The 13,154-nt window shown below is 53.2% G+C and carries 10 protein-coding genes; 7 read left to right on the forward strand and 3 right to left on the reverse strand.

Translation table 11 applies throughout. From position 1 onward, the window contains the following. The first annotated feature begins 54 nt into the window (after positions 1-54). From ACP3TC_RS06685 to ompC, 4 genes are all read left to right on the forward strand, one after another. Positions 55-1,407, forward strand: coding sequence for a TolC family outer membrane protein (locus ACP3TC_RS06685; protein WP_426817821.1), 1,353 nt, complete (start codon positions 55-57; stop codon positions 1,405-1,407). Positions 1,408-1,444: 37 nt separating this feature from the next. Next, positions 1,445-3,595, forward strand: a complete 2,151-nt coding sequence (locus tag ACP3TC_RS06690; RefSeq protein ID WP_313852862.1) for a type I secretion system permease/ATPase — start codon at positions 1,445-1,447, stop codon at positions 3,593-3,595. After that, entirely contained in the window at positions 3,592-4,761 is a 1,170-nt protein-coding gene (locus ACP3TC_RS06695) for an HlyD family efflux transporter periplasmic adaptor subunit (protein ID WP_313852861.1), read from the forward strand. The genes ACP3TC_RS06690 and ACP3TC_RS06695 overlap by 4 nt, the downstream gene beginning before the upstream one ends. Before the next feature lie 600 nt (positions 4,762-5,361). Then, positions 5,362-6,468, forward strand: coding sequence for a porin OmpC (ompC, locus tag ACP3TC_RS06700; protein ID WP_313852859.1), 1,107 nt, complete (start codon positions 5,362-5,364; stop codon positions 6,466-6,468). A gap of 85 nt (positions 6,469-6,553) precedes the next feature. Here ompC and ACP3TC_RS06705 read toward each other — a convergent pair whose 3' ends face one another. The 3 genes from ACP3TC_RS06705 to ACP3TC_RS06715 are packed head-to-tail and all read right to left on the reverse strand — an operon-like array spanning position 6,554 to position 9,146. Then, a complete protein-coding gene (locus ACP3TC_RS06705; protein ID WP_313852857.1) occupies positions 6,554-7,354 on the reverse strand; it encodes an ABC transporter ATP-binding protein in 801 nt (266 codons plus the stop codon). After that, the gene (locus ACP3TC_RS06710; RefSeq protein ID WP_313852856.1) at positions 7,351-8,115 is read right to left on the reverse strand and encodes an ABC transporter permease; all 765 of its coding nucleotides are present in this window, start codon (positions 8,113-8,115) and stop codon (positions 7,351-7,353) included. The genes ACP3TC_RS06705 and ACP3TC_RS06710 overlap by 4 nt, the downstream gene beginning before the upstream one ends. 11 nt (positions 8,116-8,126) lie before the next feature. Then, complete coding sequence (locus tag ACP3TC_RS06715) at positions 8,127-9,146, reverse strand: ABC transporter substrate-binding protein (protein ID WP_313852855.1); 1,020 nt, start codon at positions 9,144-9,146, stop codon at positions 8,127-8,129. Positions 9,147-9,645: 499 nt separating this feature from the next. Here ACP3TC_RS06715 and apbE point away from each other — a divergent pair, with 499 nt between their 5' ends. The 3 genes from apbE to ACP3TC_RS06730 all read left to right on the forward strand — a co-directional run bounded on the left by apbE (position 9,646) and on the right by ACP3TC_RS06730 (position 13,103). Beyond that, positions 9,646-10,665, forward strand: a complete 1,020-nt coding sequence (apbE, locus tag ACP3TC_RS06720) for an FAD:protein FMN transferase ApbE (protein WP_426818247.1) — start codon at positions 9,646-9,648, stop codon at positions 10,663-10,665. A 21-nt stretch (positions 10,666-10,686) separates the two neighbouring features. After that, complete coding sequence (gene alkB / locus ACP3TC_RS06725; protein WP_426817822.1) at positions 10,687-11,328, forward strand: DNA oxidative demethylase AlkB; 642 nt, start codon at positions 10,687-10,689, stop codon at positions 11,326-11,328. Between the two features lie 122 nt (positions 11,329-11,450). Then, positions 11,451-13,103, forward strand: coding sequence for a multidrug ABC transporter permease/ATP-binding protein (locus ACP3TC_RS06730; protein ID WP_313852852.1), 1,653 nt, complete (start codon positions 11,451-11,453; stop codon positions 13,101-13,103). Positions 13,104-13,154: the final 51 nt, after the last annotated feature.

The following is a 13,154-nucleotide window of genomic DNA, read 5'->3' on the forward strand; positions in this document are numbered from 1 at the left end:
ATGGCGTGACCCTTTTTTTCGCTCCCGCTGAGCATTAACCATTCGGTGTTCATCATGAAGAAAGTATTAGCGACATGCTGCTTAGGCGCCTGTTGCAGTCTCGCCGGGCATCCAGCCCAGGCTGCGGCTGAATCCATTGCGGAATTTAACTGGCGTGCTGCTCCCAGCGAGGAGCAGGTCGCCACTCTGACGCTGCGCGAAGCGATCTTGCGCGCATTTGCCCGTAACCCGAAAATAGCCGAAGCCGCAGCGCAAATTCATGTCGGTGAAGCTGAGCTGGACGCGGCGAAAAGCGGCTGGTATCCGCAGATTTCATTGCAGGCAAGTGGCGGCCGATCCAGCCAGACCGACTCTGCCGGCAGCATCAATAACAGTGCCTCCGGCGGCCTGAGTCTCAGCCAGTTGTTATATGACTTCGGGCGCACCGGTGGTGCCATCGACGAGCAACATGCGCTGTCCGATGCTTATCGTTACAGCTTATACAGCACCATGACCAGCGTGGCACAGGACACCTTGCGGGCCTATCTGGAAGTAAAGCGCTATCAGGCTTTAACCCAGGCTTCGCGAACCAATATCCGCTCGCTGGATCATGTCAGAGAGATAGCTCTCATGCGTGCGGATGCCGGGCTAAGTTCGCAATCTGATGTATTGCAGGCGCAAACGCGACTTGCCGGGATGCGGGCCACGCTGGAGCAGTATCGCGCCCAGCAGCGCTCTGCTCAGGCGCAGCTGACTGTGCTGACCGGCGTCGTGTCAGATAACTTACCGGAACTGCCGCAAAGCCTGCTGCAACAGCAGGTGACATTGAACAACATCGCCTACGAAAAAAGTGCCGCAGTGCGCAGTGCGCAGGCCAGACAGGAGGCGGCGCGCGAACGCGTGCGTCAGGCACAATCCAATCACTGGCCAACGCTTAAAGTCGAGGCTGGTCGAACCCGCTACGAAAACGATAACCGCTCTTACTGGGACGATCTGCTGCAACTGCGCGTTGAAGCGCCGCTTTATCAGGGCGGTTTAGTCAATGCAAAAACCCGCGCGGCAGCAGGCCAGCGTGAAGCGGCGCTGGCGGATATTCAGCAGTCGAAACTGGAAATTAATCAACGGGCCTCTACCGCTTACGCCGATATGATTGGCGCGCAGCAGCGCCAGCAGGCGGGGGAGGATCAGCTGGCCAGTGCTGACCATACCCGCTCGGTCTATGCCGATGAATACAAACTGAATAAGCGCAGCCTGAACGATCTGCTGAGCGTAGAACAGGATGTTTTCCAGGCTGACAGCATGCGCACTATGGCGCTATATGACGGCTGGGATGCCACGGTGCGTTACGCCGCGGCGGTCGATAATCTGCTCGACATTATGGGTATCGACCGCGAAGCCAATAGCGGACAAACCTTGCCTTCACTGTAAGCACTCATCTGCGAACCCCGTATAAAAGGCAATAAAGATGACGATACAAAGCCCCACTACCGAAAACTGGATTGATGCGATGCTGCGTGTGGCGGCGCGGTTTGGTAAACCGGCGGAAGGACAAAATCTACGCCAGCAGATGCGCTGGTTTGAGCATCTCAGCGCCAGTCAGCAGTTGGAACGGTTGGCCGGGCTGTTGGGACTGCATCTCACCATGATGCCACGCGACAGCATTCGCTGGCGTCAGGAAGTCACGCCGGTGGTGCTGATACTGGAAAGCGGCAGCGTGGCGGTGGTTGAATCGATTGATGGTGAAGCCAGAGCGCGCTACTGGATCAGCGACGGAGGAGACGTGGTGCGCGAAACGGAGCTGGCTTTACTGCTGGCGCAAAGTCGGCAGCAGGTGGCGATTATTGGCGTCGCGGCGCGCGGTCGCGATGCGCGCATTGACGAGTTTGTCCAGCCGTTTAAAAAGCACTGGTTTTGGCATAATTTTCGCGGCATGGGACGCCGCATTATGGAGATCTCACTGGCATCGGTGGTTGGCAATGTGCTGGCGCTGGCGGGGATTCTGTTTTCCATGCAGATTTACGATCGGGTGATCCCGGCACAGTCAGAATCAACACTCTGGGTGCTGTTTGTTGGCGTGCTGGTGGCTGCCGGAATTGAATATCTGATTCGCCTGATGCGAACCCAGGTATCTGATTCGATGGGAAAACGCATTGATTTAAAGGTGTCATCGATGCTGTTTGCGCGCGCGATGAATATTCGCAATGAAGCACGGCCAAAATCTACCGGCTCGTTTATTTCGCAGCTGCGGGAAATCGATCAGGTACGTGAGTTGCTGACCTCCACCACCGTCGGCGCGGCGGCCGACATGCCGTTTGTGATCCTGTTTCTGTTTATTATGGCGTTTATCGGCGGTCCACTGGTGATCATTCCGCTGCTGGCTATTCCGCTGATCGTGATTCCGGGTTTGCTATTACAGATTCCGATGGCGAAGCTGGCAAAAGAGGGGATGCGTGAAGGCGCGTTGCGCAATGCGGTGCTGGTGGAAACTATCGAGGGCATTGAGGATATCAAAGCGTTACAGGCTGAACCCTATTTTCAGCGTCAGTGGGAGCAAACCCATGAGGTCAGCGCTGCGGTTGGCATGAAACAGCGTTTGTGGGGCGCACGGCTGACCGGCTGGGCCTCAACGGTCCAGCAGTTAACCTATGCCGGAATGCTGGTGTTTGGCACCTATCTGGTACTGAGCGGCGATATCACTACCGGTACGCTGGTGGCCAGTAGCCTGCTGTCGTCACGCACCATTGCGCCGCTGATGCAGCTCACCATGGTGTTTTCCCGCTGGCAGCATGCAAAAAGCGCCATGAACGGGCTGGATGAGCTGCTGAAACGGCCGCTCGATCAGCCGGAAGAGGGCGATGTGGCTCATTGTCCGAGCCTGACCGGGCACTACGATCTTCGTAATGTGCAATATAGCTATGATGAAGAGAATGTGAAAAACGTGCTCAACGTAGCGAAACTGCAAATCAAACCCGGCGAGAGATTGGCGATTGTTGGCAAGGTCGGCGCAGGAAAATCGACGCTGCTGAAACTGCTGGCCGGGCAGGCAAGTGCGACACAGGGCAAAGTGGTGGTCGACGGCGTGGATATCAGCCATATCGACCCGGTAGATTTACGACGACAGCTGGGCTGGCTGTCACAGGATTCGCGGCTGTTTTTCGGCACGCTGCGGCAGAATCTGATGCTGGGCAACCCGCATGCCAGTGAGCAGGAGATGTTACAGGCGTTACGCGTCAGTGGCGCGCTCAGCATGGTGCAACAGGATGCAGCCAGTCTTGACCGGATCATCAATGAAGGCGGGCGCGGCCTGTCCGGCGGCCAGCGGCAAATGGTGATGCTGAGCCGGATGATCCTGCGCCAGCCGCAGGTGGTACTGATGGATGAGCCAACCGCCGCAATGGATGAGCAACTGGAAGAACACGTGCTGCGCCAGATGCATAACTGGCTTTCCGGACGCACGCTGGTGCTGGTGACGCACCGCCCGGCGCTGCTGAAACTGGTTGATCGTATCGTGGTGATGGATAACGGCCGGATTATTGCCGATGGTGCTCGTGACGATATTCTGCGCGCCGTTAATCCTGCCGCAACCCCAGCCAATCAACCAGGAGATGCCGCATGAGCCTGTTGCTGATCGATCGTGATTTAAAGCGCAATGAAAAACGCACCTCGGCAATTATCTGGGTCTGCGCTGCCGCATTGCTGCTATTTTTTATCTGGGCATACTTCGCCGTTCTTGATGAGGTTACGGTGGGTAGCGGTAAAGTGACGCCTTACACCCACGCGCAGGTTATTGAAACGCTGGATGGCGGTATCGTCGACCAGCTGAGCGTGCATGAAGGCGATATTGTTGAGAAGGGCGAGATACTGGCGCGGCTGGACCCGACCCGTTTTCAGTCCAACTTTGGTGAGGCGCAGTCAAAAGTACGTACCTTGCGCGCCTCGGCTGAACGCTTACGCGCCGAGCTGACCGGCGCACCGCTCCGATTCAGTGCTGAAACGCTGAAGGAGCCGGAGCTGGTGGCGCGTGAAACCCAGTTGTATCAGTCGCGTCGGCGTAATCTGACGGAAAGCGTCAGCAACCTGCAACAATCAATGAAACTGGTGCAGGATGAGCTGCGCATGACTCAACCGCTGGTGGCCAGAGGTGCGGCAGGTAAAGTGGAGGTGATTCGCCTGCAACGTCAGATCAGCGATCTGCGTGGAAAAATTGATGAAGCAACCAATGCCTATGCGGTGCGCGCGCGCGAAGAACAGGTAAAAAACAATGCCGATCTTGACGCACAGTTACAGGTATTGACCGGTAAACGCGATCAGCTTAACCATGCCACGCTCTATTCGCCGGTGCGCGGCATTGTTAAAGATATTCAGGTGACCACTGTCGGTGGCGTATTACAGCCGGGTGATAAGCTGATGGAGATTGTTCCGCTGGAAGACCAGTTGCTAATCGAAACACGCATCAACCCGCGTGATATTGCTTACATCCGTCCAGGCCTGGCGGCCACGGTAAAAATCACTGCCTATGACTCATCAATCTATGGTGACTTAGCCGGAGAAGTTGAAACGGTTTCACCGGACACGCTGCAGGATGAAGTTAAGCGAGACCAATATTACTATCGCGTCTATGTTCGCACGCAAACAGCGGAATTAACCAACCGGGCCGGACGCAAATTCCCTATATTGCCAGGCATGGTGGCCAGTGTGGACATTAAGACCGGTGAGAAATCAGTGATGGATTATCTGATTAAGCCCCTGAACAAACTTAAAGAAGCATTACGCGAGCGTTAGTCATTACGACCACGTTACAATTTGCCGTCGGTTATTTCCGGATAGTAATTAAATGGAAAAAATTGGCGATTATTTCTTAACATATTGTGCGGAAATAAATGCGGCAAATCTACCGTTGCGGTGGATAATTGAGTGCTGATATTAACTTCAGGCTGGATGATCGCGGCTGAAAAACGGGCAAAAAAATGCCGGACAAAACGTCCGGCGGGAAATATAAGGGTAAAACATCTCATTCGGGGTGAATGAAGGTAATAATGAAATAAAATGATGATAGCGGGATCTATTCTATAACCTGATAGATAAAAAAAATTATCATTCAGTGCTCAAAAATGTAATCTTCTGTAAGTGTCTGAATAGAAAGCTTTGCTTATTTTTTTGACAATTAGTGCGATGTCCTTAGATTATGCGTGCTGGGTAAAAGTTCCTCTCCATTAATATTTTGTAATATGTTATTAGTACTTTGAAACACTTTCGGAAATTTAGTAGCATTTTCTTGATAGATTATTACTGCCCTCAAATTGACAATGGCTTCTCGGCTGAATTTTTAGACATTCAGCACGCAGTGGCAAATATAAGACACAATTAGAGGGTAATAAAAAAATGAAAATTCGCGTTCTTTCCCTGATGGTTCCGGCGCTGCTGATCGCTGGTTCAGCTGGCGCAGCAGAAATCTATAACAAAGACGGCAACAAATTAGACCTGTACGGTAAAGTCGATGGCCTGCATTATTTCTCCGATAATGATGGCAGCGATGGCGACCAGTCTTACGTCCGTTTCGGCTTTAAGGGTGAAACCCAGATTTCTCAACAGCTGACCGGTTATGGCCAGTGGGAATATCAGGCAGCACTGAACAACGCTGAGTCTGAAGGAACTAAAGACAGCTATACCCGTGTTGGTTTTGCTGGTCTGAAATTCGGCGAAGCCGGTTCATTCGACTACGGTCGTAACTACGGCGTGGCATACGATATCGGCGCATGGACTGACGTGCTGCCAGAGTTCGGTGGCGACACTTACGGCGCTGACAACTTCATGTTCTCACGCGGTAACGGCATGGCGACCTACCGTAACAACAACTTCTTTGGTCTGGTAGATGGCTGGAACTTCGCCGTTCAGTACCAGGGCAAAAACAGCAGCTCAACCGAATCCCCTAACGGCCGTAATGTGCTCGGTCAGAACGGTGACGGCTGGGGTCTGTCATCAACCTACGAGCTGGGCGATACCGGTCTGGCATTGGGTGCTGCAATGTTCTCTTCTGACCGCACCACCGAGCAGAACTCTGCACGCGTACTGGGTAACGGCGATAAAGCGACTGCATACACCGGTGGTCTGAAATATGACCAGAACAACATCTACCTGGCGGCGATGTTCACCAAGTCTTATAACGCCACCCGCTTCGGTAGCGTTGACTCAACTGCTTACGGTTATGCTGACAAAGCTGAAAACTGGGAGCTGGTAGCTCAGTACCAATTTGACTTCGGCCTGCGTCCTTCCCTGGCCTTCGTGACCTCTCGCGGTACTGAAGTACAAGGTTTCGGTAAACAGAACCTGAAAAAATACATCGATGTAGGCGCGACCTACTACTTCAACAAGAACATGTCCACCTATGTTGATTACCAGATCAACCTGATGGATGAAAACCAGTTCACCCGCGCTACCGGTATCAATACTGATGATATCGTCGCTCTGGGTCTGGTTTACCAGTTCTAAGTTGCTGACAGGAGCGCAGCCAGGCTGCGCTCCTGTTAATTTTGCTTCTCTTCGCTAGCGTTTTCTCAATCCTTTAACTGCTTCCTTAAGTCTGCGAACACCCTGCTGCCATCTCCCGCTTAAACACCGCCAGCGTATGCGCTTTGACCCGGATAAACTCTGGATCGCTCATCGCTTCGGCCCCGCGTGGGCGCGGCAAGTTAAACGGGACGATTTCCGCGACGCTGGTCGGGCGGCGGGTCAGCAGCAGTATCTCATCAGCCAGAAACACCGCATCCTCCAGGTCATGTGAGACAATCAACATAGTGACGCCGGTGGCTTGCTGCACCTCTTGCAGTTTATCGCGGATAAACAGCGTCATCTCAAAATCCAGCGCGGAAAACGGTTCATCAAGGAACATCACTTCCGGCTTGGGAGCCAGCGCGCGCATAATGCACACCGTTTGCTGCTGACCGCCCGACAATTCATACGGATAGCGCTGCAAATCAAAGCGAATATCAAACATCCTGGCGAGTTCTTCGACGCGTGCGGTGACCTCGGCTTTTGCCATTCCCCGGCGGATCAACGGATAGGCAATGTTTTTCCATGCGCTCATCCATGGAAACAGCGCATCGCGATAGTTTTGAAACACATAGCCAATGGTGGTTTCAGCCAGCGTTTTACCATCAAACAGCACCTGGCCTTTATCGATCGGAATTAACCCGGCAACCATATTCATCAGCGTTGACTTACCGCAGCCGTTCGGGCCAAAAATCGACACGATTTTGCCTTTAGGCAGATCGAGATTAAGGTCCTGATACAGCGGCTGGCCAGCAAAAGATTTATACAGACCACGAATAGTCACATGGGTATCGGGCGCAGGGTAGTGAATTGCAGGTGTCGTCATGCTTTGCCACTCCAGTGAACGAAGCTTTTTTCAATCAGTAAAAAAGCCAGATTAAGCAGATAGCCAAAGGCACCGGTTATCAGAATCGAGGCGTACATATCTTTAATGTTAAACACCTGCTGCGCGTCAATAATGCGGTGTCCCAGGCCGGTTTCCGAGCCGATAAACATCTCGGCGACGATCACAATTACCAGTGCCATTGACACGCCGGTGCGCAGGCCAACAAAGGTTTGTGCCAGGCTCTCCATTAACATGATGTCTTTAAAAATATGCCAGCGCGAAATGCCCATCACCTGCGCCGCCATCAGCCGGGTCTTTTTGGCATTCATTACGCCGTAGGCGCTGTTAAACAGAATCACCAGTACCGCCGCAAAAGCCGCAATGGCAATTTTATTGGCATCGGTAATGCCAAATATCAGCAGAAACAGCGGAATTAACGCCGAAGAGGGCGTCGAGCGAAAGAAGTCGATCAGGAACTCAACGCTGCGATAGACCTTTTCGTTGCTGCCTAAAATAATGCCCAGCGGCACACCGATAACCGCTGCAAAGGCGAATGACATCAACGTGCGGTACAGCGTCGCGCCAATATCTTGCATCATGCTGGCATCGCCGAGCATTGAAAACAGATAAGCCAGCGTCTCACCCGGTGACGGCAACAAAACCGGATTCAGCCATTTAGCACTGACGGCGGTTTGCCAGAAAAGGTACAGCAGAATCGGGCCGATAAACGGCAACAGACGATGTTTCCAGTTAGATTTCATACCACCTCCGATCAGGCCTGCCAGATGATTTTTGCCACGTCCACCGGCTGGCGGAAGATTTTGCGTTCGGTAAATACATCGTAAAATTTCTGGAACCATTGCAGATTGTCACCGGTCAGCTGGTCGTACATCACAAATCCCGGTAACGGTACTTCTTTGGCTAAAGCAGGTTCGATACTGGTATAACCCGCGACATTTTCGCGGGCGGCATCCGGGTTCTGCTGAATAAACTGCACCGCCTGACCATACGCGGCGATAAAGCGTTTGGCCTGATCGTTGTCACTGCTGATGAAGTTGCTGGTCAGGGCGGCTGCGCCACCAAACCACGGTGCACTGGCGTCGCCGAGCACATATTTCGAGATCACACCGGTTTCCAGCACCCGCGCCAGTCCTTTCATCCGCGCCACGGTTCCGGTTGGCTCCAGCGTGTAGACGCCATCGATTTGTCCGGCGGCAAGTGCAGGGGCGTGCTGGCCGACCGGCAACTCAATCACCTTAGGCTGCGTAAAGCCGTTTTTCTCCAGAATGATTTTGGCCATGGTGACGTTCTGAATGCCGGGGCCACAGGCAATCTTCTTACCTTTCAGCTCGCCGATGGTTTTTACCGTGCTGTTGACCGGGACTAAAAACTCATCAAGTACCATTTTCTCATTTGACGGATTGGAGCAGATTATTTTGAACAGATTCGGGCTGGTGATTTCACCGAGGCCCAGCGCACCGGTTGCCGTACCGTTAGCACAGCCATCAATACGCCCGGTGATCATCGCTTCGACGATCTGCTGGGCGCTGGCGAATTTTACCGCTTTCACATTCAGTCCGGCCTGCTTAAACAGCCCTTGTTCAAGTCCGACATACAGCGGTAAGCCGCCGACAATCGGCCAGTAACCAATACGGATTTCCTCTTCCGCCGCCCATGCCATGCGGTTTCCCAGCATGCCTTCCAGCGCCAGGCCACCCAGCGTAAGGGCAGAATATTTCATCAGACGGCGACGCTGTTGGTTGATATTTCCTGCTTTGTTATTTTCGCTCATAGCCAGCTCCTGGTGCTTAAGGTTGTGTCCGCACTTGTATACAAGATGAAAAACACTAAGCAGGAGTTGTGCCAGGTTTGCAGGCCTTTGTTTATCCGGGATTGATGGCCTTAAGGTAAGATGGCCGGCATCTATTTGGTGCAGCGTGGTCAGAGATGGTGCTGAGGGCAAATAAAGAGGCCCCAAACAATTGGGGCCTTAACGAGTGTTACCGATGGCGTTGGCGGGCAAGCGCTTTGGCGCGATTCTCTTTATGATATTTATAACCGGAAAAGACCACCAGTCCGGCGAGAATCACGAGGAGCACGATATTTTGCATAAGGGTCTCCTTTATAGCTAATACACATATCGATCGGTCTGAGGTAATTTTCTCAGACTGAGCATTCTGGTGAGCCAGCATAGTCTGGTCAATGAGACATTTGCTGGTTTACAAAAACTTTAACTATGTTAATCAATGCTAACAAAGTGAAATAAACAAGGATATTCAATGAAGTTGTTTATGCTGCCCGTCATGAGTCTACTGCTATCTTTGACTGTTTCTGGTTGCGATCGGCAACCGGCATCAACGTCGCTGGTGCTGGAAGGCAAAACCATGGGAACTTACTGGCGAGTCAGTCTGGCGGGAGTGGACGGTGAACGTGAAGCTGAACTGAAGCAGGCCATTCAGCAGCAGCTGGATGCTGACGATCGGGAGTTATCGACGTGGAAAAAAGATTCAGCCCTCTCCATCTTTAATCAATCCCGCAGCCAGCAGCCGCAGGCAGTTAGCGAAAATATGGCGGATATCATTACGCTGGCGCTGCGCATCGGTAAAAAAACCGATGGTGCGATGGATATTACCGTTGGGCCGCTGGTGAATTTATGGGGCTTTGGCCCGGATAAACAGCCGGTGGAAACTCCCACTCAGGCACAGATCGATGCCGCTCGTGCGTTGACCGGGTTACAACATCTGAAAGTGATCCAGAGCGGAGAAGGGCAGTGGCTGCAAAAAGATCTGCCGGCGCTCTATGTCGATCTGTCTACGGTCGGTGAGGGGTTTGCCACCGATCATCTGGCACGCCTGATGGAGCAGCAGGGCATTAATAACTATCTGGTATCAGTAGGCGGTGCGGTATTGACGCGTGGTCGCAATGCCGAAGGGAAACCCTGGCGGGTGGCGATTCAGAAACCGACGGATAAAGAGAATGCGGTTGAGGCGATTGTCGACCTGCAAGGTCACGGTATCAGCACCTCTGGCAGCTATCGCAACTATTACGAGCTGGATGGCAAGCGGATCTCTCACGTGATTGACCCGATGACCGGGCGACCGATTGAGCATAAACTGGTGTCAGCAACGGTTATCGCGACCACCGCGCTGGAAGCGGATGGCTGGGATACCGGGTTAATGGTGCTGGGCACCGAAAAAGCCAAACAGCTGGCGATGCGGGAAAAACTGGCGGTTTACCTGATTACCAGGCAGGATGACGGCTTCAGTACCTGGATGTCGCCGCAGTTTGAAGCGTTTTTGCAGCAGCCATAACTTACTGGCGAGGAGATAAAGATGCTGGATTTATTCAGCGATGAAGCGCCTTGGGCAGAACCGCTGGCCGAAGGCGCGGTGATTTTGCGTCGGCTGGTGCGTGATGAAGGTGAAGCGCTGCTCAACACGGTATTAAGCATTGCGGCGCAAAATCCTTTTCATCATCGCATTACTCCCGGCGGCCATCGTATGTCGGTGGCGATGACTAACTGTGGCGATCTCGGCTGGTCAACGGACTCGCGCGGTTATCAGTACAGCGAACATGATGCGGCCACCGGCCGCAAATGGCCGCCGATGCCGGACCGTTTCCGCGCGCTGGCAACATCAGCAGCGGCTCAGGCAGGATTCAGCGGTTTTAATCCCGACGCCTGCCTGATCAACCGTTATGAGCCGGGTGCCAAACTGACCTTACATCAGGATAAAGACGAAAAAGATCTTCGGCAGCCGATTGTCTCCGTCTCGCTCGGTTTACCGGCGGTGTTTCAGTTTGGCGGTTTCGATCGCGCTGACGCCAGCCAACGCGTGTTGCTGGAGCATGGCGACGTGGTGGTATGGGGTGGGCCGTCACGCTTACGCTTCCATGGCATTATGCCGTTGAAAGCCGGTATCCATCCGCTGGCCGGGCCATTCCGCTATAACATTACCTTCCGACGCGCGCTTTGATGCTGTGCTACAAACGTCTCATTCTGAATGATGAAAAACCTGCTTCAGAATGAGAATTATTATTGCTATCGATTAGCTTCTCATTAAACTGCAGGCAGCTTTTTTAAAACCAGGAAGTTGTCATGGAGTTGCTGCACGTCGTTTATAAACAGTACCGCTGGCCATTTATTATGGTGATGGTGCTGAGTCTGCTCAGCGCAGTACTGGGGATCGGGCTGATTGCCTTTATCAACCGCGAGCTGATCGTCAGCATCAATTCGTCATTGCTGGTACTGCCGAAGTTTTTAGGCTTACTGCTGCTGCTGATGGCGGTGACGCTGGGCGCTCAACTGGCGCTGACTCAGTTAGGGCACCACTTTATCTATCGCCTGCGCGGCGAATTTATCAAACGTATTCTTGATACCCGCGTTGAACGTATTGAGCAGATTGGTAATGCTCAGCTGCTGGCAGGCCTGACCAGCGACGTGCGCAATATTACGCTGGCATTTGTGCGCCTGCCGGAATTGATCCAGGGGATTATCCTGACCATCGGCTGTGCTGCCTATCTGGCATGGTTGTCACCCAAGATGATGATTGTCACGGCGGTATGGGTGACGATTACCATCATTGGTGGCTGGCTGCTGGTTTCCCGCGTCTACCGCCATCTGGCTACGCTGCGTGAAACCGAAGATCGACTGTATAAAGATTACCAGACGGTGATTGACGGGCGCAAAGAGCTGGCGCTGAATCGCGATCGCGCGCGTCAGATCTATGAAACGGTTTATCAGGAAGACGCCAAAAATTATCGCCATCATATTGTGCGTGCGGATACATTCCACCTGAGTGCGGTCAACTGGTCGAATATTATGATGCTCGGCGCGATTGGGCTGGCGTTTTTTATGGCCAACAGTCTCGGCTGGGCCGACACGGGCGTGGCGGCTACCTATTCCCTGACGCTGCTGTTTTTGCGTACTCCGCTGTTGCAGGCGGTCGGGGCATTGCCGACGCTGCTCAGTGCGCAGGTGGCATTTAATAAACTGCGCGCGTTTAAACTGACCGATTATCGCGAAGATTTTAGCGCGCTGGCGCCATCAAAAAACTGGCAGACCCTTGAGCTGCGTGATGTGGTATTCCATTACGGTGATGCAGGTTTCGCCGTCGGGCCGATCAACATGACGCTGAAACGCGGTGAACTGGTGTTTCTGATTGGCGGTAACGGCAGCGGCAAATCAACGCTGGCGATGCTGCTGACCGGACTGTATCAGCCGGTATCCGGTTCGATTTTGCTGGATGGAGAAGAGATCGGACTGGCGCGGCTGGAGGAGTATCGCAAACTGTTCTCTGCGGTGTTTACGGATGTCCATCTGTTTGACCGCCTGATTGGTCGCGAAGGTGAAGCTGCCGACCCTGCGCTGGTACAGCAGTGGCTTGAGCGCCTGAAAATGCAGGATAAGTTACAGCTGGAAGGCAATAAAGTGCTGAACCTGCAATTATCGAAAGGGCAGAGCAAACGTCTGGCGCTGTTGCTGGCCACCGCCGAGCAGCGTGACATACTGCTGCTGGATGAGTGGGCGGCCGATCAGGATCCGCATTTCCGCCGGATCTTCTACCGCGAGCTGCTGCCATGGTTGCAGGGAATGGGTAAAACGGTGTTTGCCATCAGCCATGACGATCACTACTTTATTCATGCCGATCGCTTACTGGAAATGCGCGAAGGTCAGCTAAGTGAGCTGACCGGCACCGAGCGTGAGCAGGCGACGCTTGATGCGGTCAAACGTACCGATACGGCGCATTAATGGCTATGACAATCACGCATAACGTGCGCATTTATTGTTGTTAGTCATGAC

This window comes from Winslowiella sp. 2C04 (assembly GCF_050037805.1).
Taxonomy (GTDB): domain Bacteria; phylum Pseudomonadota; class Gammaproteobacteria; order Enterobacterales; family Enterobacteriaceae; genus Erwinia; species Erwinia toletana_A.

Coding starts and splice junctions, on each gene's coding strand:
- ACP3TC_RS06685 (WP_426817821.1), top strand. CDS start 55: ATGAAGAAAGTATTAGCGACATGCTGCTTAGGCGCCTGTTGCAGTCTC.
- ACP3TC_RS06690 (WP_313852862.1), top strand. CDS start 1,445: ATGACGATACAAAGCCCCACTACCGAAAACTGGATTGATGCGATGCTG.
- ACP3TC_RS06695 (WP_313852861.1), top strand. CDS start 3,592: ATGAGCCTGTTGCTGATCGATCGTGATTTAAAGCGCAATGAAAAACGC.
- ompC (WP_313852859.1), top strand. CDS start 5,362: ATGAAAATTCGCGTTCTTTCCCTGATGGTTCCGGCGCTGCTGATCGCT.
- ACP3TC_RS06705 (WP_313852857.1), bottom strand. CDS start 7,354: ATGACGACACCTGCAATTCACTACCCTGCGCCCGATACCCATGTGACT.
- ACP3TC_RS06710 (WP_313852856.1), bottom strand. CDS start 8,115: ATGAAATCTAACTGGAAACATCGTCTGTTGCCGTTTATCGGCCCGATT.
- ACP3TC_RS06715 (WP_313852855.1), bottom strand. CDS start 9,146: ATGAGCGAAAATAACAAAGCAGGAAATATCAACCAACAGCGTCGCCGT.
- apbE (WP_426818247.1), top strand. CDS start 9,646: ATGCTGCCCGTCATGAGTCTACTGCTATCTTTGACTGTTTCTGGTTGC.
- alkB (WP_426817822.1), top strand. CDS start 10,687: ATGCTGGATTTATTCAGCGATGAAGCGCCTTGGGCAGAACCGCTGGCC.
- ACP3TC_RS06730 (WP_313852852.1), top strand. CDS start 11,451: ATGGAGTTGCTGCACGTCGTTTATAAACAGTACCGCTGGCCATTTATT.